Consider the following 26467-nt stretch of genomic DNA (forward strand, 5'->3'; position numbering starts at 1 on the left):
TCTTATATACAGTAATCGCTCCAGGTGCTCTCGGAAACGTGGGAGCAGCTGTTCCGGATCATCAGGTGACCGGAAAGTTCCATACGCACGACACCGCTGTGTCCGCCTTTCATGCGGTCGAGAAGAAGGTAGAGGGCAAATTTCCCCATCTCTTCCTTCGGAAGTCCTACAGTTGTCAGCATCGGCTTCGTGTACTGCGCTTCCTCGATATCGTCACTCGCTATGATCGACGGCGTAAAATAAAGATTCCTGCAGCGTCCCAGATATTTCAGCATTCCGACAGCCGTAATGTCATTGGCGCAGTAGATTCCTGTCGGACAGTCGTCAGACTTAAGAAACTGCTCCATCGCTTCGTAGCCTTCCTTCTCTGTCTGGTTCGTCTCCACGACATACTCCGGGATCACATCCAGGTTATTTCTCTTAAGAGTGTCCAGATAGCCATTGTAACGGTCCTCGTTTCGACAGTTTCCGACATACCCGATATTCCGGTGCCCCAGTGAGATCAGATGCTCCACTGCCATCGCCGCGATCTTTCTGCCGTCACACAACACTTCATCCACCTCATAATTGGTGGAATTACGGTTGACTGACACTACGCTCCGGTATTTCTGATTTAGTTTCTTAAGGGCCACAAGATTGCATCGGCCGATCACGATCAAGCCGTCCTGTTTTCCCTCCGTCTCAGTATACATTCCCTGGATGATCTGGTCAAGATTTTCCCGCCGGCATTTTCGGTCATCGGAAAAAAGCGGCATATACCAGACTTTGGAGAGGATGCAGTTGTGCTCGTGGATCTCGCTCTCCACCACGCGGAGAAGCTCTGTGAAAAAAGGATCCGTCCTTGACTCATCAGTTCTTGTCATCAGTACATTGACGTACCAGATCCGGCTGTCTCTGGACTGCCTGCCTTTTTTGAGATTTCTTGCCGCCTCGTTTGGGACGTAATTCATTTCCATGGCGATCGCCCAGACTTTTTCCCGAAGGCCGGGAATCGAACATTTGTAGTCAGGACGGTTAAGGATTCTGGAAACGGTTGAGATAGATACTCCTGCTTTTTCTGCGATCTTTTTGATAGACATATGTGTATTTCCTCTTGAAGTCGATAAAAAAAACCGGAGGCCAGGGCATCGCCTCAAACCTCCAGAGTTTTTCAGATATAGTACATTTCCTGTTTTTCGTAATGATCGGAATAATATCCGCTCATTTGTGCCAAAGTCAAGTTTGACAGAATCTGATCGAGTTCCTGATTGACGGTATCCACCACCAGCTTCTGAATCGTATCTGAGATTCCTTTATAGCTGTTTTCCGCCACAACATCCTCATCTTCGAGGTGGTAGCTTCCTTCGAGAGCTTCCACCACGGATGCAACAGTGATCTCGTCAGCAGCCTTCGCCAGATTATATCCTCCCTGGGAGCCTTTGACACTTTTTACTATGCCTGTTCTGCGGAACGAGGCAAATATGTGTTCCAGAAACTGCAGAGAAATGTCATTTCTCTCAGCTATGGTTTTCAGGGCTACCGGTGTGCTGGACGGCTGTGCAGCCAGGTCCATCAGCGCAGTGAGACCATATCTGGTTTTTTTGCAAAATTTCAATTACTGGATTGCCTTGAAAGCTTCGTCCAGATCCTGGATGATATCGTCGATGTTTTCCGTTCCGATGGAAAGACGGATCGTGTTCGGTTTGATACCCTGATCCAGAAGCTCTTCTTCTGTGCACTGGCTGTGGGTGGTGGTTGCCGGATGGATAACCAGTGATTTAACATCTGCTACGTTTGCAAGCAGAGAGAACAGTTCCAGGTTGTCGATAAAGTCTTTGGCTGTCTGTGCATCTCCCTTGATCTCGAATGTGAAGATAGATCCACCGCCATTCGGGAAGTATTTTGCATACAGAGCTTTCTGGCTCTCATCATCTGTTACGGACGGATGATGTACTTTCTCTACCATTGGGTGATTGTTCAGGTACTGAACAACTTTGAGTGCGTTCTCTACATGACGCTCTACACGCAGGGACAGTGTCTCAAGACCCTGAAGGAAGATGAAGGAGCTTACTGGAGAGATCGTTGCACCTGTGTCACGAAGAAGGATCGCACGGATCTTTGTAACAAATGCAGCCGGTCCGCATGCTTTTGTGAAGCTAATTCCATGGTAGCTCGGGTTTGGCTCTGTCAGGGACGGGAATTTACCGGAAGCTTCCCAGTCGAATTTGCCACCTTCTACGATGACACCACCGATTGTTGTTCCATGTCCTCCGATGAATTTGGTTGCGGAATGAACAACGATGTCTGCACCGTACTCGATCGGTCTTACAAGGTATGGTGTTGCGAATGTGTTATCTACAACGAGCGGGATCTGATGTCTGTGAGCGATCTCAGCGCAAGCTTCAACATCAACAACGTCAGAGTTCGGGTTTCCAAGAGTCTCGATGTAAAGTGCTTTGGTGTTGTCCTGGATCGCATTCTCTACTTCTTCAAGATTGAAGATGTCTACGAATGTTGTTGTGATTCCATATGCCGGAAGGGTATGCTCCAGAAGGTTTGTTGTTCCACCGTAGATGTTCTTTGCTGCTACGATGTGGTCTCCGTTCTGTGCAAGGTTCTCAATCGTGTATGTAATTGCTGCTGCACCGGAAGCTACTGCAAGTGCTGCTGTACCGCCTTCAAGTGCTGCGATTCTCTTCTCAAAAACGTCCTCTGTCGGGTTTGTCAGACGTCCGTAGATGTTACCTGCATCTGCAAGTCCGAAACGAGCTGCTGCATGATCGCAGTTACGGAATACATAAGAAGATGTCTGGTAGATCGGAACTGCTCTTGCATCGGTAACCGGATCCGGCTGTTCCTGTCCTACGTGAAGCTGAAGTGTTTCAAATTTGAATTTTCTGTTTTCTCTTGTGATCTTTTCGCCCATAATAATCTGATCCTCTTTTCTGTTTTTTTGATTTTTTGTGGGGGAAGGAAGAAACTCTTCCTTCCGACTGTCTATTGTATATGAAATTTCTTACTCTGTAAACAGTGCTGTTGAGTAATATCTGTCACCTGTATCCGGAAGAAGTGCTACGATCGTCTTTCCTTTGTTTTCCGGACGTTTGGCAAGTTCGATCGCTGCGTAGAGAGCTGCTCCTGAGGAGATACCTACGAGAACGCCTTCTTTCTTGGCAAGAAGCTTCGCTGTTGTGAAGCATACTTCGTTGTCGATCGGCATGATCTCATCATAAACCTGTGTGTTGAGGACTTCCGGAACGAATCCGGCTCCGATACCCTGGATCTTGTGCGGACCGCCTTTTCCTTCGGAAAGTACCGGGGAAGTTGCAGGCTCTACTGCTACGATCTTGATGTCCGGGTTCTGTTCTTTGAGGTATTCACCTGTTCCTGTAAGTGTTCCGCCTGTGCCGACACCGGCTACGAAGATGTCTACCTTTCCGTCTGTGTCGTTCCAGATTTCAGGACCTGTGGTTGCTTTGTGTGCTGCCGGGTTTGCCGGGTTTACGAACTGTCCCGGGATGTAGCTGTTCGGGATTTCTTTGGCAAGTTCGTCTGCTTTGGCGATCGCACCTTTCATTCCCTTGGCTCCCTCTGTCAGAACCAGTTCTGCGCCGTATGCTTTCAGGATGTTTCTACGTTCAATACTCATGGTCTCCGGCATAGTGAGGATGATTCTGTATCCTTTCGCTGCTGCGATGGATGCAAGACCGATTCCTGTGTTTCCGGATGTCGGCTCGATGATCACGGATCCTTCCTTGAGGATTCCTTTTGCTTCAGCATCCTCGATCATCGCTTTGGCGATTCTGTCCTTGACGCTTCCTGCCGGGTTGAAGTACTCGAGTTTCACAAGGATGGTTGCTTCCAGTCCGAGTTCCTTCTCTACATTTGTTACTTCTACAAGTGGAGTATTTCCGATCAGTCCAAGTGTTCCTTTATAAATGTTTGCCATGGTGTTTACCGCCTTTCTGTTTTCTTATTTATTCGTGTCTGTTTTTATTAACATACCTCTTTGATATGTTTAGTATGTTATTCCTTTTTACCCGAAATGTCAATAGGTTTTTGGAAAAAAATTGAACTTTTTTTCGCAGTATTGTATAATCCATTTATACGCGGAAAATAAACCTTTAGGAGAATGCATTTTATGAATCAGCAAACAGATAAAGCGATCCTGGTCGTGAGCTTCGGAACCAGTTATGAAGCCTCCAGGAAAGCTACCATAGAAAAGATCGAGCAGGATATTGCCGATGCTTTTGGCGATCATCGAATCTATCGTGCATGGACCAGCAAGATGATCATTTCTGTTCTTAAGAAAAGGGACAATTATATCGTTCCTACGGTAAAAGAAGCCATGGAACAGATGATCGCAGACGGGATCCGGGAAGTGGCTGTGCAGCCGACACATATCCTGGACGGTATCGAGAATCATGTTATGAAGGAAGAAGTTCTTTCTTATAAAGAATCTTTTGACAAAATTGTATTCGGTACTCCTCTTCTGACCTCACCGGAGGATGAGCAGAAAGCGATCGAAGCTGTAAATTCTGAATTTTCTGATCTGAAAGATCCGGAAGCCCTGGTACTTATGGGCCATGGAACCACGCATCAGGTTAATGTTGTTTATGCAGGACTGGATAAGAAGTTTAAAACTTCAGGACACTCCAACGTCTTTATCGGAACAGTGGAAGCAGAACCAACGATCCAGGATCTTGTCAGAGAGGTATCTGCTTTCCAGCCATCCAAGATCTATATGACACCGTTTATGATCGTGGCGGGTGATCATGCACACAATGATATGGCTGGAGATTCCCCGGATTCCTGGGTCTGTCAGTTTAAAGAAGCCGGATTTGAAGTTTGTCCTGTTTTGAAGGGACTTGGCGAATATCCGGGAATCCGTGCGATGTTTGTGGAGCATGCACGTGAGGCGATTGCTTCTATGTAATATTTCAGCATCAAAAAAGTCTGGACATCAAGACTTATAAAATCTCGAATGTCCAGACTTTTTTTAATTCTTCTGACTCTTCTTACATATCTGAATCCCGATAAGCAGAAGCACCGGGAACACGATCGCCGCGAAGATTCCCATCCTCAGATTATTACCCACACTGCTGGATACGAAACCGGCAAGTGTCGGACCGCCGGAGCAGCCGAGGTCTCCTGCGAGAGCAAGTAATGCAAACATTGCGGTACCGCCGCCTCTGATGGATGCCGACGCAATGCTGAACGTTCCCGGCCACATAATCCCTACGGAAAATCCGCAGACAGCACAGCCGACGAGACTGAGCATCGGAACCGGAACGAAAGCGATGCAGAGATAAGAGATCACGCAGAGAATGCTGCTGTAGGTCATAAAACGTTTCAGATCGATCTTCTCTCCGTATTTCCCATAAAGAAGTCTTGCAAGTCCCATCAGGACTGCAAATGCCATCGGACCCGCGAGGTCTCCGACCGTCTTGCTGACCTTCAGTCCTTCTTCTGCAAAAGTGGATGCCCACTGGCTCACTGCCTGTTCACTCGCTCCTGCACAGGTCATCATCAGCATCACGACCCAGAAGATCTTCATGGAGCAGAGTTCTCTGATAGAAAGTCCCTTCTCTCCTTCTTCATGCAGGGAATAGATCGGGGAAGTCAGAAATATGATTCCATTGAGCACCGGGATGACCGCCCAGATGCGTGCAAGGATCTTCCAGTTTGCGATTCCGAAGGTACTGAAGAAGATCGTGGAAATCAGAACGACTCCCACATGTCCCCAGCAATAAAACGAATGCAGAAGGCTCATTGCTTTTTCTTTGTTGTCTGTCGGGCAGGCCTCGATGATCGGGCTGATCAGTACCTCCAGAAGTCCGCCGCCGATTGCGTAGATCGCAACTGCGATCAGAATGCCGGTAAACGGATCTGCCGTGACTTCCGGAAGGATCGTCAGCAAAAACAGACCGATCGCCGAACAGATATGCGCGATCGTTACCGATGCCTTATATCCGATCTTATCTACAAATCCGGCTGACAGAAGGTCGATCAGAAGCTGGATCATAAAGTTGATCGTGATCAGCAGCGTGATCTTTGACAGCGGGATCTGGTAGCTTTTCTGGAATGTTACGAACAGCAATGGAACAAAATTGTTGACGATTGCCTGCACGATGTATCCCACGAAACAGGCGTACATGGTTCTTTTGAATGATGGTCTCATACCTTTTCTCCTGTAAAATATAACTTAGAATTTTATCATAATATCTTTTCCAGAAAAATACCAGCCATATTTTGACCACTTTTTACGAAATCCTGACTTTCTTTAAGGAAAATCATTTCAAAACTGAATCCTGATTTCTCTCTTAATGGCCATCTGGCATCGGATATGACATGCAGCATATTTTCCGATGCGTGAATACATTTGCTCGCATAAGGTACCATTTGCTTTTTATGTTTTTCTTTCGATATATGACCAGCCTTGCGTAAAAAATACTTTTTTGTTACAATTGTAAACTTTTTAATTTTTTAAGTTGACAATTCGTACTCTTTCTTTTAAAATTGTAAACCATAAAGATTTTGGAGGTTTACAAATGTCAAAGACGAAAACTTTAATCTACTGCAGTCTTTTTACTGCGCTGATCGCGGCGGGGGCTTTTATCAAGATCCCGGTGCCGGTGGTTCCTTTTACTTTGCAGTATCTGTTTACGATGCTTGCAGGGCTGCTGCTTGGTTCGAAACGTGGAACGATCTCTGTCGTTGCCTACATGCTTCTGGGGCTTGCAGGGCTTCCGATCTTCTCTGAGGGCGGCGGTCTCTGGTATATCTTTAAACCAAGTTTTGGCTATATCATTGGATTCTGTCTCGGAACTTACGTGACAGGACGTATCGCAGAACATCTGAAGAAAAAGACGATCTTCCGCTACCTGCTCGCAAACCTGGCGGGACTTATGATCGTCTATGCCTGCGGCATGATCTACTACTACGTGATCTGCAATTATGTGATCAACACACCGATCGGGATCTGGCCGCTCATCCTCTACTGCTTCCTTCTTGCAGTACCTGGTGACATCGCTTTAAGCATCCTTGGTGCCATCATTGCCAGACGTGTCCGTCCAGTCGTGATCCAGTACCTTTCTGATTCCAATACAACTTTATTACATACGGAGGAGACAGCAAAATGAACCCACTTACTTTAGCCCAGGAAATCATTGACGGACGCAGGATCACAAGAGAGGATGATCTTTCCTTCTTTCTCACCTGTGATCTGGATGAATTATGCGAAGGTGCAAACCGCATCCGCAAGGCCTGTATCGGAGACAAAGTAGACCTCTGCTCGATCATCAACGGACGCAGCGGCAGATGCCCGGAAGACTGTAAATACTGTGCACAGTCCGCACACCACCACACTTCCTGCGAAGTTTATGATTTTCTTCCGGAGGAAAAAATCCTTGAAGCCTGTAAGATGAACGAGTCCGAAGGTGTTGACCGTTTTTCCATCGTCACCGCCGGAAAAGCTCTGACAGGAAAAGAATTCGACCAGGCGATCCATGCCTATGAGACCATGCATAAAGAATACAAGATCGACCTCTGCGCTTCCATGGGATTTATCTCCGCAGAACAGCTTCACCGTCTTCACGAGGCAGGCGTGACCAGCTACCATCACAACATCGAGACCTCCCGCAGAAATTTCCCGAACATCTGCACCACACACACTTACGACATGAAGATCGAAACCCTCAAAAAAGTCAAAGCCGAAGGCATGTGCGCCTGCTCCGGCGGCATCATCGGCATGGGTGAGACCTGGGAAGACCGTCTGGATATGGCGATCAGCCTTGCTGAACTTGGCATCGACTCCATCCCGATCAATGCTCTGATGCCGATCCCGGGAACGCCTCTGGAACATCTCCCGGAACTTTCTGAGCCGGATATCCTCCGTACGATCGCTTTCTTCCGCTATATCAACCCGGAGGCAAACATCCGTCTCGCCGCCGGACGCGCCCTTCTCACCAACGACGGAGAAACTGCATTCAAGGCCGGAGCCTCCGCTTCCATCACCGGAAACATGCTGACCACCGTTGCCTGCGCGACGATCCGAAGTGACCGCAAGATGCTCGCTGACATGGGACGTGACGTGACTCCTGAATACTGGAAGGAAGTGTAAAATAAAAATGAGCAAAGCAATTTTTCTCACCGGAACTGGTACAGATATCGGCAAAACCTTCATCGCCGGACTGATCGTAAAAAAACTTGCACAGGCGGGCAAGAATCCTGCCTATTACAAGGCAGCCATGAGCGGAAATGACCGCCGCCCAGACGGAAGCCTGATCCCGGGCGATGCACTTTTTGTCCGGCAGATGTCCGGTATCTCACAGCCGCTTGGCGAAATGTGCCCTTATGTATATGAAAATGCCTGGTCACCACACCTTGCCTCCCGCGTGGAGGGAAATCCTGTTGACCTCGCTGTTGTCCACGAAGGTTTTACGAAAGTCGCTGAGAACTATGACTACATCACGATGGAAGGAAGCGGTGGGATCCTCTGCCCTCTCTGTTTTGATGAGCGCAAGATCCAGCTTGAAGATGTGATCCGGGAATTTGGACTTTCCAGTATCCTTGTCGCCGATGCCGGTCTTGGCACGATCAACAGTGTTGTCCTGACTTTTGAATATATGAAGACACACAACCTTCCGCTTAAGGGTATCATTTTTAATCATTACCATCCGGGAAACATCATGGAAGAAGATAATATTTTCATGTGTGAACATATGACAGGGCTTCCTGTGCTTGCAAAGGTACAGGACAATGCCACAGAACTTGAGACAGATGCAGATGTGCTGAGTGCACTTTATGACGAGGTGAAGATCAGATGATATGGTATCCTTATGAACAGATGAAAACAATGAAAGAGCCTTACAAGATCCTGGATGCAGAAGGCGTGCATCTCTACACCAAAGACCAGAAACTGATCGATTCGATCTCTTCCTGGTGGTGTATGATCCACGGCTACAAACACCCGGAACTGACCGCTGCCATCAAAGAACAGGCTGACCGTTTCTGCCATGTGATGCTCGGCGGTCTCACCCATGAGCCGGTAGAAAAACTTTCTGATAAGCTCCAGGAATTTCTTCCGGGTGACCTGGACTACTGCTTCTTTTCTGATTCCGGAAGCGTTGCGGTAGAAGTTTCCCTCAAGATGGCTCTCCAGTACAACACCAATCAGGGAAGAAAACGCCCCCTGGTGCTGGCTCTGGAACATGCCTACCACGGAGATACCTTCAAGGCAATGGAAGTCGGCGATGACGAAGATTATCATTTCGCTTTTGACAAAAAAGAAGGCGTTGTCCATATACCGACAGAGATCCCGGCGCTTGAGGAAGCATTTGAACTTTACCATGACAGGCTGAACTGCTTTATCGTAGAACCGCTCCTTCAGGGTGCCGGCGGCATGCGGATGTATAATATTTCTTTCCTGAAACGTGCCAGAGAACTGTGTGATCAGTATGATGTGCTTCTGATCTTTGACGAGGTTGCGACCGGATTTGGCCGTACCGGAAACCGCTTTGTGGCAGACCTTGTCCTTCCGGACATCCTGGTTCTCGGGAAAGCCCTGACTGGCGGTTATATCGGACATGCTGTCACGGTTGCAAACCACAAAGTCTTTGACGCTTTTTACAGCGACGATGACCGCCTTGCCCTGATGCACGGTCCGACCTTTATGGGAAATCCACTTGCCTGCGCCGTTGCACTTAAGGGAATCGAGATCTTTGAACGTGACGATTATATGAGCAAGATCCGGCATATCGAACAGATCTCCCGTCAGGAAATGGAAAATTTCTCTGACCCGCGCATCAAAGAAGTCCGCATCATGGGCGGCTGTACCTGCGTCGAAGTCCACGATCCCAAGACCCTGGAAGGCTTCCAGCAGTTTGCTTATGAGCGTGGTGTCTTCTGCAGACCCTTCTTAAACTATATGTATTCCATGGTTCCTTATGTGATCTCAGACGGGGAACTGATTCAGATCTTTGACGTAATGAAGGACTGGTTTCACTGAAACCAGCCCTTCTGTTTTACTTTTGTTTCTTTTTTCTCAGATATTCCAGAATAACCTCTATTTTGCGGATTGCATTTTTTTCGGCATTCTGATATTTCTGCACATCTTCGTTCCAGGAACTGTACTCTGGATCCTTGCGGTGGTCTTCAAGATCATAATGTTCTTCCAGATAACTTCCGAAATACCGGCTCAGTTTTTCTGCTCCGAGAACATTCAGATGATCGCCATTATCAAGGCTGTCTTTTTCCCAGTCAATCCCTAATTCCTCTGTCATCAGATTAAAATCAAGATATTCCGCACCATTCTGCTCTGCATAATCTGTCAGTGTATTATGCTTTGCATAATTATAGTTATTCGGAGACGGTGCACTATACAGGATCACCGAAATTCCTTTTTCTCTGCACATTGCAAGCATTTTGTCCATGTAAGAGCGGACAGCCCGGGACATGTACTCTCTGCGCTCCGTTTTTTCCATGTATCTGCCGCCGTCATAAGGCTCCACAATATCCCGGACAACAAACCCCTTATAGTAAACCTGCTGTTTTTCCGGGCCCATAAGCCAGTTCTGCCACATGCTGTGAAGCAGAAACACCGGAAAATAATAATTAACTGTCTGTGCAATCGTCTTACTGAACCCCTCTGCAGCATTCTGCGGTTGAAACATACTGTTCGTTTCGAATACAACAACCTTCGGTTCCTGCGTGCGCAGAGCTCTCCTGAGCATATAATAGGTTTCTTCCACTTCCTGTCCGGTCTGACCGCAGACAAACGAAGCAATTCCATTCTGTTTCCAGATCTCCAGCGGTGAAAATGTCGTATAGCTTTCGCTGTCTCCCAGAACAAGAACATCTATGCTGTTTTTCTTTTCATTCTGAATATTAAGCCAGGGTCTGTTTCTTGACTGTACAAACTCCGGATGTTTTTTTGCCATATTTACAAAGAAAGCAGACAGGATCAAAATCAGGCAGAGAAAAATTGCCAGAAACACTGCCGGTTTCTTTAAAGTTCTCATTTTCTGTTTAAAATCCTGCATAAATCAAATCAACCTGCTGATATCCTGTACCATAAGCACCTAACAGAAGTACTGCAAAAATCAGTCCATAATAAAGTATCCAGCGTACCGGAAGCTTCATCTCCTGCAGTTTATCCCAGTTCAGCAGTTTCCTTTCTTTTAATATATCTGCCACAGCGACAATAAGAATTCCAAAACCAACAGCTGCAAAATCTGCGGCGTTTAATCCCATTCCCAGAAGAGTTCCATCCCACAGTTTCTGTAGTTCAAACCCCTGAAAGATGCTTCGGAACATGTGAAATCCGGCTGCTGCACCTTCTGCCCTGAAAAACATTTCACCTGTAAAAATGATCATCCAGGTTTTCAGGATCTGCGGCACTCTCCAGTACAATGCGTGACAGTCCAGATGAAATCTTTCAAGAACCATCTCCCTGACCGGTGCAACTGCTTCTCCTGCCAGAAGGATTACAAAATAATACATTCCATAAAGAATGTAATTCCACTGTGCACCATGCCACAGACCATTGCACATCCATACCGGGAACAAAGTCATTGCAAAGATTCCCATCTTGGTCAGATATTTCCCAACATGTTTCCGCGCAAAGTGGTTCCATTTCTTGACCAGCCCCGAAACTGAAACCGGATAAAAAACATATGCTTTCAGCCATGCGCCAAGTGTAATATGCCATCTTCTCCAGAATTCAGATGCATTTCCGGCAAAAAACGGCTGCCGGAAATTCTCCGGAAGATCCACACCAAAAAGGTTGCCACTGCCGATCACGATATCCATACAGCCGGAAAATTCCATATAAAGCTGAAGCGTATATGCAATGGCGACAACCACGATCATAACACCATGATAGCTGGTATAATCGTCATAAATCGCTGCTACCAGAACAGAAAGTCTGTCCGCCACAACAATTTTTTTGAACAGTCCCCAGGCAATACGGATGATTCCCTTTGTAAGATTTTCGCTTCGAACCGGTCTGCACTCCCAGAGTGCATCTGCTGTATCATTCCAGCTGCTGATCGGTCCCTCCATGATCTGCGGAAAAAAGCCCAGGAAAAGGGCTACTTTGCCAAAATTATGTTCTGCTTTGATCCTACCCCAGTAAACATCTGCCATATAGCCAATTGCCTCCAGCGTATAGAAAGAAATTCCTATCGGGATCAGAAGGTTCTGTGGGTTCAGATGAAAGCCGCTTCCTGATGCTGCAAAGATTCTGTTTATATTCTGTATAAAAAAATTACAGTACTTTAAATATGCCAGGATTCCAAGTAAAATAACAATCCCGGCTATAAGAACTCTTTTTTCTTTTGCTTTGTACTGTTTTTTTACGGCAGAACGTTCTTTGGAGGGAAGCCCTTTTGACCTGGTTTTTCCGGTTTCTTTGAGCTGCTCCATCCAGCGCCCTGCTCCGTAGACCAGTCCTGAAACCGCAATCAGATATCCCACAAGCCACTGGCTGAAGGACCAGAAAAACATATATCCTGCAAGGATCAGAACTGCTCTGCGCATTTTTTGTGATGAAAAATGATATACAAGAACTACCAGCGGCAAAAACACAAACAGATATAACTCTGTATGATATGCCAATGCCATATCAGTTCTCCTGTAATCTCTGGATCATTTTCCACATAGCATCTGCGGAATTAAAGTTTTCCGGAACGATCTCAGATGCATCAATTTCAATTTCGAACTGATCTTCCAGCTCAGAAATAAGGCTGATCACTCCAAAAGAATCCAGAATACGGTCATCGATCAGGGCTGTTTCATCTTCCCAGTTTACAGTATCATCAATATCATTTAAAATTTCCAGTAAAGTTTCCATTATTATTTTTCCTCCATATTCCATTTATAGGTTTTGTATGCTTTTCTTACCTGTCTGAATCCATCTGTATTATTATACAGCATAATCTTCGGAAGGCTGTGGCTCAAGAACAGCAGCATGCCCTCCATGCAGGAGTAAGCTCCTGTCTTCTTAAATACCAGAACATCTCCCGGCTTCGGATCTGTAAGCGGCAGTTTCTGTACCATAATATCATTTACAGTACAAAGGCTTCCGCAGATTGTCCAGTTCTTCTGTTCTCCCTGTCTCTCTTCGGCAAGAACTTCCATTGGTGGCTCATACATTCCTCTGATCTGTCCGTCATAATTAAGCTGATGGATTCCCCCATCTGTAATGCAGTAATTTCTGTCATCACTTGATTTGACATCCATGATCTTTGTAAGATAATATCCACAGTCCGCTGCAAAGGCTCTTCCCATCTCGAGAGTTACCCTGCCGGAGAAGTTCATCTGCTCCAGAGTCTGTACCAGCTCTAGGAGACCATCATCCCCGATTGCTTTGGATGGATCAAAATAAGGAACCGGCATTCCCGGACCATACTCCAGTTCTTCTGGTTCAAAATCATATTTCTGCTTCAGTTCAGTAAGAAAAACATCGAGTTTCTCCAGTTCCTTCTGGATCTTTCCGACAGAACGTTTCTGTGTACCGGAAAAATAGTGAATCCCACGGATCTTAAGGAAAGGATAGTTCTGACGATTTTCAATAAGCTCTTCGATCGTCTTCTGATCCATTCCGAACTGATTGCCGCTTGTCAGTCTCGGAAACACTGAAATTTCCTGCCTGTGCTCCGCTGACCAGTTCTTAAGAAGTTCAAACTGCTGCAGAGATTCCGCTGTGTACATACAGGAATTCCCATATTTGTCCAGTACTGCATTCAGTTTTTCTGCTTTTTTGAGTACACCGGACACCAGAATTTTCTCCGGGGCAACTCCCTGTTCCTCGCAGATTGCAAATTCTCCCATCGAACATACTTCAATACGATCAACGATAGGCTCCATCACTTTTACAAGGAAAGGATTTGCCTTCATCGCATAACAGAGACCTGCTACTTTGCCAAGAGTATTCTGAAAACGTCTGGTTGTTTCCTGTAACTCTTCTTCATGGAACACATAAAGCGGTGTTCCAAATTCTGCTGCTTTTTTGAGCTCGTTTGTCTGCATTTCCATCAGCTCCATTCCTCTGCAAGATATTTACGGTCAATCTTGCCATTTTTGTTGAGAGGCATTTTGTCGATCTTTCGGATCTTTGCCGGAATCATATATACAGGGAGATAACGTTTCAGTTCCTGATGAACTTCTTTCTCCTCGCTGTCGCCAGTATAAAATCCCAGAAGTTTGTTGCGTTTTTTGTCAAACAGACAGCAGCATCTTGATACTCCGTCAAGTTTCTCAAAGGCTCTCTCGATTTCTTCCAGTTCGATACGATGTCCCATGTGTTTGATCTGGAAATCTTTTCTTCCTGCAAAATACAGATTCTCATCCTCTCCGTAGTAACCAAGGTCACCTGTCTTGTAATATCTTGCAGTTTCTCCTGTAGATGCAATGATTCCCTGTACAAATCTGCGTGCAGTCTCCTCTTCATTATGATAATAGCCATCTGCCAGAGACTCTCCTGCAACACAGATCTCACCTGTTTTGCCAGGTTCTGTAATCTCTGCGCCGGTATCATCAAGAAGAAATACAGTTCGTCCATTGAATGCCTTACCTGCCGGAATCACTTCGCCATCCTGGAATTCCCTCTGTACCGGATACCAGGTACAGTTACAGGTAATCTCTGATGGTCCGTACAGATTGACAAATTCGGTCTGTGGCAGAGCCTGCTGCCAGAGGCGCATCTGCTTCACCGGCATAACTTCGCCGCTGAACATGATCAGTCTTGCATCTTCCGGGATCTTATATTTCAGTCCCTTCAGGGAAGAGATCAGACACAGGGCAGAAACAGCCCAGACCATAACTGTAACCTTTTTGTCGCAGAGATAGTCGAGAAGCTTCGGCGGAAGTGCAAACAGACGCTTCGGAACCAGCACCAGCGTTGCTCCTGTTGTAATTGCGGAATAAATATCCTTGACCGAAACATCAAAATCAAACGGAGCCTGATTGCCAATGCGGTCCCTGTCCGTAATCTGAAACTGTTTCGTAAAATGACCAATAAAATCAATGACTGCTTGATGGCTGACTGCCACACATTTCGGTTTTCCGGTAGAACCTGATGTAAAAATACCATAAAGAAGATCTGTATTTTTTGCAAAAGAACGTCGTTCCATCAGTTTGTCCAGTTCCTGTGCAGTAACTGCTTCATCAGATGGTTCCTCTTCCAGAAGATAGATCTGTCCCTGATAGCCGGCATCATCAAGCTGATGTCTGTATGTACTGTCTGTAATCACCAAATCTGTTTCAAGAACAGTAAGGATATCCTTAAGCCTTTCAAGCGGCTGTTCCGGATCGATCATTACATAAAAACATCCTGCATAAACAACGCCAAACATAGCGGATAAAACCTCGGAGCTTTTTTCGTGCAGGATTGCCACTGGTCTGCCTGGTTCTGTCCTGTTCAGGAAAGACAGACCAAAATGTCTCGCCCGGTTCAGAAGTTCCTGATAGGTAAACTGTTGATTTCCGTCATCCACTGCTGTTTTGTCCGGAAATTTCTCTGCTGTATTTTCCAGATATTTTAGTATATTATCCATTGCCTATTCACCTGCCTTTACTCATATCATTTTTGCATAATAATATTACCTTTTTCTGAATAATTTCTTAATTTTTCTTAAGTTCAGACTTTTTTATGCAAGAAATGTGGTGTACACCATAATACATTACTGTATGTCATAAATCGTTTTAAGTCAATGTTTTCCGGGAATTTTTAACAGGAAATTTTTATATGCAGAGAAAAACTGCCAGCCGGACAAGCCAGCTGGCAGAAAATGTGATTTTTCAATTGTTTTTTAGTATTCCACACCAAAGTGATCGAATAATACTCTCTCTGCTTCTGCGCTCCACAGACCGCGGTTTGCTTTGCAGATCTCGTCCAGTTTCTTGAAGAGAGGATCGGTCTCGCCGAGTTTTCCGAAATCTTCAATTGCTGTCATTGGCATGTTAAACTGTGTATAGCTTAACTTCTTTCCGCCCGGGATCTTTGGCAGGTTCAGGGTTGTCTCTGCAATACTGTCGATACCGCCGACGTGTGTTACCATAACTGCCGGTTCGATCTTTCCTTTGGCAGCCAGTTCATTCGCTTCGATCAGGTCATCGTTGTTTCCACCTGTAGTACCGAGAATATGTGTGCTTGTATAATGGCAGTTGTACAGATTGATCTCTGCTTTGAACTGGTTGTCTGTCGGACCTGCAAAGAAGTTCATGCAGCCATCGAATGCAAGGAGCTTGTCGCCCATTTCTGCAACCGCTCTGTTTGGAATGTATACGAATACATCGTCATAGCCTTTGCCGCCGGTGATCGCTTTTAATTCTTCAACCGGATCAGCCATTTTTGCGGTGTTTACATAGAGAAGTTCTACGCCGTTTTCTGCTGCTTTTGCTTCCGGGATAACTTCTCTTGCACGCTCGATCTTGGCGTCGTCAATATCTGTTACAACGATCCGTTTCGGGCGGTTTTCGATCTGGATACCGTAGCTGACTGCACCAAGTCCCATCGGTCCGCAGCCGCCGAGGATGATGATATTGCCGCCTGCTTTTGTTCCTACGGAAAGGTCATGGTTGCGTTTGTTTGTGTGGTAGTTTCCGTGGTATCCTCCGATGATACAGCTCATCGGCTCACCAAGGGACGCTCCGAAGAAGCTGTCACCTTCGTATGGCATCAGGCAGCCAAGTTCCATAACTTCGTGAGGGATGATGCAGTAAGTGCAGGCTCCACCGAAGTATTCATAGGAATATCCAGGAGATGCAAGGCTTCCTTTGTAGTTCAGTGCCGGCTGCTGTGCGAATTTCATGCCCGGTTTGAACTGATCTTTCCATTTTTCACCGACTTCTACGATCACACCTGCGAATTCATGTCCGATGATGATCGGGTTGGTGTCGATGTTCTGTGGTGCTCTTTTGTGTTTCTTACCCTGCTCTGCAAGTTTGTAGGTGGACATGCAGATACTGTCACTCATGATCTTTACGAGGATCTCGTCGTCTTTGATCTGCGGTAATTCAAACTCTTCCAGTCTTAAATCTCTTGTTCCATACATTCTCACTGCTTTTGTTTTCATGATAAATTCTCCTTTTCTATTCTTTATATATTTGAAGTAAGTTTTTTATAAAATCTCCATCTCCACCTGCGGGATCAGCTCGTCTACAACTGCTCTTGCCGGCGGCTTTGTTCCGACGGTTGTCACGGCTCCTGCGGACGTTGCCATGCAGAATCTTACGGTTTCTTCATCACCGAGTTTTTTGTCCCAGGAATATGCAAGGGCTGCTACCATTGCATCTCCGGCTCCTACGGTGGAATGTGCTTTGACGGACAATGCCGGGCATCTTGCCACAAACTTGTCTCTTACGATCATCGCGCCGCCTTTTCCCATGGAGATCGCTACAGTTTTGATTCCGTTGTTCTGGAATTTTTCTGCCAGAGCTTTGAGTTCTCCCATGGAAAGCCTGTAATCTGCTCCGATGTATTCTTCCAGTTCTACCTGATTCGGTTTGATGATGTCCGGAGATGCTTTCAGCGCATTGCGGAACAGTTCTCCATCTGCATCCATCAGGACGGAACCGCCTTTTTCATGGACACTCTCTGTGATCGCTGCGTAAATGTTTTTGTCGACACCTGCCGGAATGCTTCCTGCGAGAACGACCAGAGTTTCTTTGTCTGTGTGCTCACAGATCTTCTGGATCAGTTCTTCCACCTGTGCTTCGTTGATGACCGGTCCTGGCTCATTTAATTCTGTCACACCGCCGCTTTTTTCAAAAACTTTGGTGTTGGTTCTTGTCTCGCCTTCCACCCAGATAAAATCGTGCTGGATGTTCCAGGATGTAAGTACGTTCTCGATCGTCTTTCCTGCATTTCCTCCGAGGAATCCCATCGCAAGGCTCTCACCGCCAAGTTCGTGGATCGTTTTGGAAACGTTGATTCCTTTTCCTCCGGCATCGTATTCTACCTTCTGGATGCGGTTCAGTCCGTTTGGCACGAGCTGTTCGATCTCTACGGTCTTGTCGATCGCCGGGTTCATTGTTACTGTTATGATCATTTCTTTACTCCTTTCCTGTGAGGACTTTGTAAATTTTATCTGCGTCATAATCTGCAATATTTGCACTCACTTCTTCATCAAGCATTGCTTCTGCGATCTGTGCCAGAATGTCGAGATGTGCATCTCCGACTCCTGCGATCCCGATCACGATGCGGACCGGATTGCCGTCCCAGTCGATCGGTTCTTTGAAGGTCTGTACGGAGATCCCTGACTGTAAAACTCTCTTCTTTGCAGCTTCAACACCGTGCGGAAGAGCAAGTCCGTTTCCCATAAATGTGGAACATGTTTTTTCTCTCTCGAGCATCGCCTCTGCATATTCCGGCTCTACATAACCTGTCTCCACAAGCATCTTTCCTGCTGCCATGATCGCTTCCTGCTTTGTCGCCGGTGCACAGCCTGTGCGGATGTTCTCACGGTACAGAAGTTCTTTCTTTTCGATCACCGGTGCTGTTTCTGCTTTCTGAGCTTTTTCTTTTTTTGATTTAAAAAACATGTAAGTTACCTCCCTGAATTCTTTTTCATTTTCTATTTTTTGAAGTTCCGATTTGTTTTTGCTTCCCTCTTTGTGACTTTATTATACGCATGGCAAATGGGAAATTTCAATTTAAAGAAAGGGGGATTTGGCACCATCCCTTAGTGCCAAAATTGAAGAAAAAAGACGTTTTATAACAACAAAAAGGACTGCCGTTTATGACAGTCCTGAAATGTATTTCCTGAAATATTGTTTTAGATGTCTGGACAGCAGCGTGCGGATCTGCTCCTTGTCGCCCTGCTCTGCGACCTCCATAAATTCCGGTTCTTCGATGAGCATGCCGCTGATGTGTCCCATGATGTCATTGTTGATCTTTACCAGCTCATCGTCTGGTACCAGCATGACAAAAGCCACCGTGATCTGTTTGAAATACGGATCTTTAAATGCCACATTTTCCTCCGGCATGCACACGGCAAATACCGGGCGCGTCACGCCTTTTGTTCTGGTATGCAGGAGCGCAAAGCCAAACTCCGCAAAGATCTGCGAGGACACCTGCTCCCTCCGCATCAGATCCTCCTGGATGATCTGGCTCTGGTCGGAATATGGCGAAAGTCTCTCACCGATCTGATGCAGAAGTTCCTCAAACGTAATGTCCACATCCACATAAAAAAACTCCATATCCTTAATGACAATGTTGATCTGTGCCGCCATCTGGTTGATCTGGTCAAGCTGCACGGAAAAAAGATCTTCCTGTTTATGTTTGGTCGGCATCCGCTGATACTGATAGATCATCTTACGGATCTGATCGATGTCCTCCTCATTCAGAAGCGGGTTGACATGGATCACCGGGATCTCCGCTTTTTCGATCGGAAGACTGGATACAAAAAAGTCTGTTTTTCCCTGTACATAGGAAGTAATGTCGTTTTTGCCATAAGCAGTAAGGTTCACGCGGTCGCCAAACAGCTTATTGAGCTTCGACAGCATCAGACGGGAAATACCGATCCCGCTCGAGCAGACGATTCCCACATCCACTTGCCGGATCTCTTCTTTGCGTCCTTCCTGACGCACCATAGCCGCACCGAAATGCACGGTCAGAAATCCTGTCTCCTCCTCCGGAACCGGCTTTCCGGTAAAACGTTCCAGCACTTTGGAAACGTTCAGGCATTTTTGATAAATATCCATATAATTCTGTTTAATATCATCCAGCACCGGATTCTGGATCTGCATACCGTGATCCAGGCGGATCAAAGTCGGACGTAAGTGTGCGAGAAGACCCTGGATAAATTCCTCATCCTGCTTCAGAAGATACGCACTTTCCGGGTCAAAAGCATCCACCATTTCATTAAGAATCCCCCGGAGTTCCCTGTTCTCGATCGCATTGATCTTCTGTCCGTCCCACTGGATCTTTTCATGCTTTGCTCCCTTGATGTGCAGGCAGATATAGGAAACCTCCACTGCCGGGATCTCGATCTCAAACTCTTCCTCCAGCTCTTCTACGATCTGCTCTGCAAGGTGATAATCTGCATCCTCCACAAGTCCCTGCTGCCAGGATGCATCCGTGTCGATCACTTCATCCTTGAGGATCCGGTTGATCGCGATCGCAATATGGATCACCAGACCGACATAGGAACTCTCTGTCAGAGTCATCACACGGGTATTGTCCATCCCTGACAGGCAGGCGATCACACGCTTCACGATATCATCATTCAAGATCTTACCGATATCTCCGTACTGCAGCGATGCATAACCCTCTGCGTCACTCTCTGTAGACTCGTAGGCTTCTCTCAGCATATGGGTATCAATATTTTCGTTGATAAATGCACGGATCGCACGGCGGTATGCTTCCTCACTTCCGGAAATGGAGATCCCGCTTCCCGGCTTGCGCGTGATCCGGAGCCCGTATCTGGTCAGCCATCCTTCGATTGCCTCCAGATCTGCACTGATCGTCGCCTCACTTACCTGGAAACGGCTGCTGTAATAAAACAGTTTGCGGAGTTCTTTTTCCTTGAGGATCTCAAGCGTCAGACGCTTCCTGCGTTCTTCGCGGTTGCTGACATCCAGGCGGTCATCCATCGACAGATCGTGCCGCAGTTCCTGTTTTTTGTCCTCGCTGCCCTCGAGCCAGATGCCGACTCCTGTTTTGGAATTCAATATAATTTCATATCCCTTAAGGATCGCATTGACAGAATCCATCTCCCTCTGTATCGTGCGCTTGCTTAAATTCATCTGCTCTGCAAGTGCTTTCACAGAGATCGGCGCATTCTGTTCCAGAAGGATCTGCAGGATCTGGCTGACGCGGGGCGAAATATTGCTTAACTTCATCGTGTTCCCCCGTTCTGTGCATCCTGGATGCACTGGATCAGTTTTGTGTATTCTTCTCTGTCGGTAAATCCGGCGATCACATGACAGGCTTTCTCATGCAGCTGTGGATTCAGCGCATAAAATTCTTTCTGACAGACGATCAGGTCAATGTCCTCTTCGATCAGGTCTGCGGCATAAACTCCCACCTGGATCCCGGTGATACCGGCTGTTTTGAGTGCGCGTCGGAACAGAGCCGCACCCATTGCGCTGGAGCCCATTCCTCCGTTACAGACGAAGCCTATTTTATGTAAGTTCTGATAAATATTTTCTGGCATGGGTTTCTCCTCCTGTTCTGATGCAGTTTCCAGTTCACGCTCCAGTCCGGACATTTCTGTATTTTCTTTCTCAAGTTCTTCCTGCTTCTCACTCTCCGGTATTTCCGACTGCGGCACTTCTTTCCTCTCACCTCTCCAGCACAGATACAGATAACTTCCAACGCCGGACACAGCCGTAGAAACAAGGATCCCTCCAAGCACCGGCAGCATACTGCTTCTTCCTGCCATGATCAAAATGGTCAGAACACTTCCCGGCGAAATCACGCCCGCTGTCTCACAGTGAAAAACGGAAAACCAGATACTTCCCGCAACACCACCCACGATCAATGGAAGCAGAAGTCCCAGATCCGCAAGTACAAAGGGAAAATAAACTTCATGGATTCCTCCGATCGCCTGTGTAAATGCAGCTGTCGCCAGTTCCTGACGGCGTTTGACATTTTTTCTTTTGTATAAAAGCAGTCCAAGCAGCATCCCAAGTCCCGGTCCCGGGTTCGTCTCAAGCAGAAAAAGGAGCGAACCTCCATTCTGCTCTGCCTGGCTCATCCCCAGCGGAACAAGGATTCCATGGTTCATGATATTGTTCAGGAAAAAAACCTTCGCCGGCTCGATCAGGACATTTAGGACTGCGATATAGCCATGCTCCAGGATCCATCCGATGCAGCTGCCGGCTGCTACTGCAAAGACAGTCACTGCTTCTGCCAGAAGATAATATTCCCCGACCGCAAGAACCGCCCCGGTAAGCCCCAGGAGCAGATTTCGGAACAGCATCTTGGTCTCTGCGAAACAGTCCCGCTCCAGAAATTCCCGTTCTTTTTTCCAGAGGTATCCTCCGAGTGGTGCCGAGACCATTGCCCCAAAGATCCCTGCCTCCGGATCCCGCAGAAGGATCCCGCAGAGTGCCATGACTGCCGCCAGCCCTCCAAATGAATCGCTGAGAAGGTTTCCGCCCTCATAGGCGATCATGCATGGCAGGACATAGCGATAAGCAACCTGTGAGATCGCATAGATATCTTCATTCGGAAACCACCCTTCGGTCTGGAATACCACAGACAGAAGACCGATAAAGACAAAAATGCCGATGTTTTTCATGATGATCCTTGAATAAAATTTTCCTGTTTTCTGTATCACATTCATAACGTTCCCCCGCGTCAGACAGACTCCCCGCCGCCTGTCTGCTACCCGTTTTAATTCTGTAAATAATTTTATCATACAACAATCCCACCCGTCAATTCGCTCCGGTTAAGGTGCATAACCAACGTGTGGGATGTTACTGTTCACTCCGTTCACAGTAACTTGGTCAAAATGCATTCCAAATCACCTTCGGTGATGGCATTTTGCCCCGTATGTCTCGGGATTTTGCCATATTCATGGCAAAACACCTCGCGGGATATTACCCGTGAACAGTTACGTGTGGGATCATTGCGGTTATATTAAAATTTTAGAGGGCATCTGATAAATTATAAATTTCTCTTTTTCAGATCTTCTACCAGTGTTGCATATTCCGGTGCAGCAAGGAAGTTGGTGATCAGGATGCGTTCTGCATTCGGATTACTGTGTGCTGCGCGCTCTCCCAGTTCCTCATGTGTGACAACGATCTGTACATCTGCCGGGATGCTGGATACCGGAGTGTGGATAACTTCGATTTCCTCAAGACCTGCTGCTGCAAGTTTTTTCTTGAGGACCGTTGCTCCCATTGCGCTGGAGCCCATTCCTGCATCGCATGCAAAAGCGATCTTTGTTACTTTTCCTGTATTTGCTGCCGGTACAGTAGCTGCTGTTTCTGCTGCGATTCCTTTTGCCTGTTTTTTCATGGCATCTTTCTGACGCTGTGCATCTTCCAGTGATGTATCCTTGCCCATGAATTTGAGGATCGGCACGGAGATTGCAAAGGAGACAAGTGCTGCCACTGCAACGCCGACGATCAGTCCAAGATAGCTATGTTTTTCTGCCATCATCATGATCGCGATGATACTTCCCGGTGAAGCCGGAGCAGTAAGACCTACGTTAAATAAGTTGAAGCAGAAGATTCCACTTGCGCCGCCTGCGATGACAGAGATCAGAAGCAACGGGTTCATAAGGATGTACGGGAAATAGATTTCATGGATTCCGCCGAGGAAATGGATGATCACTGCTCCAGGTGCAGAGCTCTTCGCATTTCCTTTGCCTGCGATGCAGTAAGCAAGCAGGATTCCAAGTCCCGGTCCCGGGTTTGCTTCAAGCAGGAAGAAAATGGATTTTCCTGTTTCCTCTACCTGCTGGATTCCCATTGGGGATAAGATCCCGTGGTTGATCGCGTTGTTTAAGAATAATACTTTTGCAGGTTCGATAAAGATACTTGCCAGCGGAAGAAGTCCGTGTGAAACAAAGACATCTACACCGGCTCTCATAACGGAGTTCATTCCTGTTACGAGCGGGGCAACTCCATACATGGCAAGACATGCAAGGATCGCACCGATGATACCAAGCGAAAAGTTATTTACCAGCATTTCAAAGCCGGCTTTGATGTGACCCTCAACTGCTTTGTCAAATTTCTTGATGATCCATGCAGCCAGCGGTCCGACGATCATGGCACCGATGAACATCGGGATGTCAGAACCGACGATCACACCCATGGTCGCGATCGCACCGATCACGCCGCCGCGCTGTCCTGCTACGGCAGAACCGCCAGTGTATGCGATCAGAAGCGGCAGCAGTACGGTTGACATCGGAGTTACAAACTGTGCGAGTTTCTCATTCGGACACCATCCTGTCTCGATAAAAAGCGCTGTGATGAGCCCCCATGCGATGAATGCGCCGATGTTCGGCATGACCATTCCGCTCAAAAACCTTCCAAATACCTGAACTTTTTCTTTCATTGTGTTTACACCTCATTTTGATTTTTTTGTGAACAGATTCCCTTCTCTCTGTCCGTCTTTTCGGTTTTGTTTTACTTTTTTTCTGAGGTGTAACCGGCCAGTTACTCTCTTCTTGATGAGTTCATTATAGCGAAAAACCATTGTACTTTTCAAGAAATAGAAAAAGAGATTTGGCACCATCCCTTAGTGCCAAATCTCCTTAATGTTTTTCATAAATGTCCCTAACATCTGTTGCGTTTGTTGACAAAATAATTCAGGATCCCGCCGCCAACGATGATTACCATTGCAACGCCAACGACTCTCTTGGCAGCCTCCTGCGGGAGCTGGCTCTTGGAGCCGATGGAATCTGAATAAAAAGTTAATGTATAATCAATCTCATGCGGTGTTCCCATCGCTGTTGTGTCTGCCACCACCGGCATTGCCTCATCAAGTGTAAGGATCGGGATCTCAAATACAGAGTTCATGCCCTCTTCATTCGTCGGAAGATATTTCTCCCCGTCCACGATCATGTAATCATAATTTGAACTGCTCCACTGAATCTGTGCGTATCCGTTTCCGTCCCTCACGGTAAAAAGTGTCGGGGAAGTCACGCTCGCCTTGCCGCTTCCGCCCTCCAGATCTACCTGAATGGAATATTCTCCATCTTCCCTGTCAAATTCTACCGCCTGCATTTCTGTCGTATCTGCTGCCGCCATACAGACAAATGGTGCAGTACAGGAGGATAACAGTGCTGCCAGAGAACAGACTGTCAGAAATTTCTTATATTTATGCATCGTACTTCAAACCCCGTTTCATTTTTCATTACTCTGAAAACTACTATAACACAGCAAATCACACATTGCAAACTATATAAGGTTCTAGTATAATAAAAAGAATGTGAGTAATTATATCAATTAATATTTTTAAATATCAGGAGGTTTTTTACCAATGAAAGGAACATTATATGGCGTAGGAGTCGGACCTGGGGATCCGGAATTAATGACACTGAAGGCAGTCCGCATGATCCGCGAGAATGAGATCATCGCCGTACCGGGAGCAGATGTCAAAGAAACCGTTGCCTACAAGATCGCAGTCCAGGCAGTGCCGGAATTAGCCGACAAAGAACTTCTTCCGATCTACATGCCAATGACACACGACGCAAAAGAACTCGAAGAAAACCACGCAAAGGGAGCCAAAACTCTGGAAGCCTGTCTTGACCAGGGCAAAAACGTTGTCTTCCTGACACTTGGAGATCCTTGTGTATACTCCACTTTTTCCTATCTGCAGCACCGTGTGGAGGCTGACGGATATCACACAGAGCTGGTGAGCGGGATCACTTCTTTCTGTGCCGCTGCTGCCCGCCTGAACATTTCTCTTTCCGAGTGGAATGAGCAGCTTCATATCGTGCCGGCTGTTCACCGCCTGGACAGCGACCTCAGCGAATCCGGCAACTATATACTCATGAAATCAGGCAAAAAGATGAACCAGGTCAAGGAAATCCTCGCAAAGAGCGACCGTGATGTCCTGATGGTCGAGAACTGCGGTATGCCAGAAGAACATATTTACAGAAGTGTTGAGGAAATTCCGGATGATGCAGGTTATTATTCCCTGATCATCGCAAAGGAGAAAAAATAAAAATGATCGAAACCAGAAATCTGACCAAGACATTTGATAATTTCACAGCCGTGGATTCCCTGGATCTCAAGATTGAAACGGGAGAGTTTTTCGGTCTTCTTGGTCCGAACGGTGCAGGAAAGACAACGACGATCAGTCTTCTGTCCACCCTGCTCCTTCCTACAAAGGGAGAGATCCTGATCGATGGCCAGACACTGAAACGAAACCGCCCGGACCTGAAACGCAAGATCAGCGTGATCACCCAGGAATATTCCATGCGCCAGGATATGACCATGGACGAGATCATGGAATATCAGGGCAGGCTTTATTTCATGCCGCGCAAGGAGATCAAACGGCGTACAGAGGAACTTCTGGAGTTCTGTGACCTGATCAAATTCCGCAGACGTACCGTCCGCAAGCTTTCCGGCGGTATGAAGCGTAAACTGATGGTCTGCCGCGCCCTTCTTACAGATCCGGAGATCCTTCTTCTGGATGAGCCGACCGCCGGAATGGACGCGCTTTCCAGACGACAGATGTGGAACCTTCTCCGCAAGCTGAACGGCAAAAACCTGACGATCCTTCTGACCACACACTATATGGAAGAAGCCCAGAACCTCTGCAACCGCGTCGCCCTGATGGATCACGGTAAACTTGAGGAAATCAGCACACCTTCCGCATTGATCGAGAGTCTTGGAGCCTACACGATCGATGAGCCCGGACCGGATGGAAATACTGTCAGCCGCTATTTCCACAGCCGTCAGGAAGCCATTGATTATCTGTCCGGCATTCCGGGACAGGCTTCTCTTCGTGAGACCACACTGGAAGATGTGTTTGTGGAACGTGCCGGCCGTCATCTGATGCCGTCATAAAGGGAGGTCA

The 26467-nt window shown here is 46.9% G+C and carries 24 protein-coding genes; 7 read left to right on the plus strand and 17 right to left on the minus strand.

What is annotated here, in order from left to right; genetic code table 11:
- Positions 1 to 2 precede the first annotated feature (2 nt).
- The 4 genes from DXC01_RS02885 to cysK form a co-directional block, all read right to left on the minus strand.
- Positions 3 to 1079, minus strand: coding sequence for a LacI family DNA-binding transcriptional regulator (locus tag DXC01_RS02885; protein ID WP_118698207.1), 1077 nt, complete (start codon positions 1077 to 1079; stop codon positions 3 to 5).
- Positions 1080 to 1150: 71 nt separating this feature from the next.
- Positions 1151 to 1594, minus strand: coding sequence for an Rrf2 family transcriptional regulator (locus tag DXC01_RS02890; protein WP_118252613.1), 444 nt, complete (start codon positions 1592 to 1594; stop codon positions 1151 to 1153).
- A complete protein-coding gene (locus DXC01_RS02895) occupies positions 1595 to 2905 on the minus strand; it encodes an O-acetylhomoserine aminocarboxypropyltransferase/cysteine synthase family protein (RefSeq protein WP_022213482.1) in 1311 nt (436 codons plus the stop codon). It abuts the gene before it with no gap.
- Positions 2906 to 2995: 90 nt separating this feature from the next.
- Complete coding sequence (cysK, locus tag DXC01_RS02900) at positions 2996 to 3928, minus strand: cysteine synthase A (protein ID WP_118252614.1); 933 nt, start codon at positions 3926 to 3928, stop codon at positions 2996 to 2998.
- Between the two features lie 192 nt (positions 3929 to 4120).
- Between cysK and DXC01_RS02905 the strand changes: the two genes are divergently transcribed.
- Positions 4121 to 4915: a sirohydrochlorin cobaltochelatase gene (locus tag DXC01_RS02905; protein ID WP_118698208.1), complete on the plus strand. Its 795-nt coding sequence runs from the start codon at positions 4121 to 4123 to the stop codon at positions 4913 to 4915.
- A 63-nt stretch (positions 4916 to 4978) separates the two neighbouring features.
- Here DXC01_RS02905 and DXC01_RS02910 read toward each other — a convergent pair whose 3' ends face one another.
- Positions 4979 to 6160: an MFS transporter gene (locus DXC01_RS02910; protein ID WP_118698209.1), complete on the minus strand. Its 1182-nt coding sequence runs from the start codon at positions 6158 to 6160 to the stop codon at positions 4979 to 4981.
- Positions 6161 to 6530: 370 nt separating this feature from the next.
- Between DXC01_RS02910 and DXC01_RS02920 the strand changes: the two genes are divergently transcribed.
- From DXC01_RS02920 to bioA, 4 genes are read left to right on the plus strand one after another with little or no spacing between them, the layout of a single operon-like run.
- Positions 6531 to 7121: a biotin transporter BioY gene (locus tag DXC01_RS02920; protein WP_118698210.1), complete on the plus strand. Its 591-nt coding sequence runs from the start codon at positions 6531 to 6533 to the stop codon at positions 7119 to 7121.
- Positions 7118 to 8101 (plus strand): biotin synthase BioB, encoded by a 984-nt coding sequence (gene bioB / locus DXC01_RS02925; protein ID WP_118252618.1) that lies wholly within the window; start codon positions 7118 to 7120, stop codon positions 8099 to 8101. The genes DXC01_RS02920 and bioB overlap by 4 nt, the downstream gene beginning before the upstream one ends.
- A gap of 7 nt (positions 8102 to 8108) precedes the next feature.
- The gene (bioD, locus tag DXC01_RS02930; RefSeq protein WP_022213476.1) at positions 8109 to 8807 is read left to right on the plus strand and encodes a dethiobiotin synthase; all 699 of its coding nucleotides are present in this window, start codon (positions 8109 to 8111) and stop codon (positions 8805 to 8807) included.
- Positions 8804 to 9988, plus strand: coding sequence for an adenosylmethionine--8-amino-7-oxononanoate transaminase (gene bioA / locus DXC01_RS02935; protein WP_118698211.1), 1185 nt, complete (start codon positions 8804 to 8806; stop codon positions 9986 to 9988). Before bioD ends, bioA begins: the two co-directional genes overlap by 4 nt.
- 16 nt (positions 9989 to 10004) lie before the next feature.
- Here bioA and DXC01_RS02940 read toward each other — a convergent pair whose 3' ends face one another.
- The 12 genes from DXC01_RS02940 to DXC01_RS02995 form a co-directional block, all read right to left on the minus strand.
- The gene (locus DXC01_RS02940; protein WP_118698212.1) at positions 10005 to 11021 is read right to left on the minus strand and encodes an SGNH/GDSL hydrolase family protein; all 1017 of its coding nucleotides are present in this window, start codon (positions 11019 to 11021) and stop codon (positions 10005 to 10007) included.
- Entirely contained in the window at positions 11008 to 12603 is a 1596-nt protein-coding gene (locus tag DXC01_RS02945) for an MBOAT family O-acyltransferase (protein WP_243111539.1), read from the minus strand. Before DXC01_RS02945 ends, DXC01_RS02940 begins: the two co-directional genes overlap by 14 nt.
- 1 nt (position 12604) lies before the next feature.
- Entirely contained in the window at positions 12605 to 12832 is a 228-nt protein-coding gene (locus DXC01_RS02950) for a phosphopantetheine attachment site (RefSeq protein ID WP_022213472.1), read from the minus strand.
- Positions 12833 to 12834: 2 nt separating this feature from the next.
- Positions 12835 to 14016, minus strand: coding sequence for a diaminopimelate decarboxylase family protein (locus DXC01_RS02955; RefSeq protein ID WP_022213471.1), 1182 nt, complete (start codon positions 14014 to 14016; stop codon positions 12835 to 12837).
- Complete coding sequence (locus DXC01_RS02960; protein ID WP_118698214.1) at positions 14016 to 15536, minus strand: amino acid adenylation domain-containing protein; 1521 nt, start codon at positions 15534 to 15536, stop codon at positions 14016 to 14018. The genes DXC01_RS02955 and DXC01_RS02960 overlap by 1 nt, the downstream gene beginning before the upstream one ends.
- Before the next feature lie 255 nt (positions 15537 to 15791).
- Positions 15792 to 17057 (minus strand): zinc-binding dehydrogenase, encoded by a 1266-nt coding sequence (locus DXC01_RS02965; RefSeq protein WP_118698215.1) that lies wholly within the window; start codon positions 17055 to 17057, stop codon positions 15792 to 15794.
- Between the two features lie 45 nt (positions 17058 to 17102).
- Positions 17103 to 18032, minus strand: a complete 930-nt coding sequence (pfkB, locus tag DXC01_RS02970) for a 1-phosphofructokinase (RefSeq protein ID WP_118698216.1) — start codon at positions 18030 to 18032, stop codon at positions 17103 to 17105.
- Positions 18033 to 18036: 4 nt separating this feature from the next.
- On the minus strand, positions 18037 to 18525 hold the full coding sequence (locus DXC01_RS02975) for a PTS sugar transporter subunit IIA (RefSeq protein ID WP_022215239.1): 489 nt from the start codon (positions 18523 to 18525) through the stop codon (positions 18037 to 18039).
- A 195-nt stretch (positions 18526 to 18720) separates the two neighbouring features.
- The gene (locus DXC01_RS02980; protein ID WP_118698217.1) at positions 18721 to 20826 is read right to left on the minus strand and encodes a BglG family transcription antiterminator; all 2106 of its coding nucleotides are present in this window, start codon (positions 20824 to 20826) and stop codon (positions 18721 to 18723) included.
- Positions 20823 to 22349, minus strand: a complete 1527-nt coding sequence (locus DXC01_RS02985) for a PTS mannitol transporter subunit IICB (protein WP_118698218.1) — start codon at positions 22347 to 22349, stop codon at positions 20823 to 20825. Before DXC01_RS02985 ends, DXC01_RS02980 begins: the two co-directional genes overlap by 4 nt.
- Before the next feature lie 248 nt (positions 22350 to 22597).
- A complete protein-coding gene (locus DXC01_RS02990) occupies positions 22598 to 23995 on the minus strand; it encodes a PTS mannitol transporter subunit IICB (RefSeq protein WP_118698219.1) in 1398 nt (465 codons plus the stop codon).
- A gap of 221 nt (positions 23996 to 24216) precedes the next feature.
- Positions 24217 to 24768, minus strand: coding sequence for a hypothetical protein (locus tag DXC01_RS02995; protein WP_330427624.1), 552 nt, complete (start codon positions 24766 to 24768; stop codon positions 24217 to 24219).
- 154 nt (positions 24769 to 24922) lie between these two features.
- Between DXC01_RS02995 and cobI the strand changes: the two genes are divergently transcribed.
- Positions 24923 to 25609, plus strand: coding sequence for a precorrin-2 C(20)-methyltransferase (gene cobI / locus DXC01_RS03000; RefSeq protein ID WP_118252626.1), 687 nt, complete (start codon positions 24923 to 24925; stop codon positions 25607 to 25609).
- 2 nt (positions 25610 to 25611) lie between these two features.
- Positions 25612 to 26457, plus strand: a complete 846-nt coding sequence (locus DXC01_RS03005) for an ABC transporter ATP-binding protein (RefSeq protein ID WP_022215245.1) — start codon at positions 25612 to 25614, stop codon at positions 26455 to 26457.
- Positions 26458 to 26467 lie beyond the last annotated feature (10 nt).

It is taken from the genome of Blautia sp. OM07-19 (assembly GCF_003481595.1).
Classification (GTDB): domain Bacteria; phylum Bacillota; class Clostridia; order Lachnospirales; family Lachnospiraceae; genus Blautia_A; species Blautia_A intestinihominis.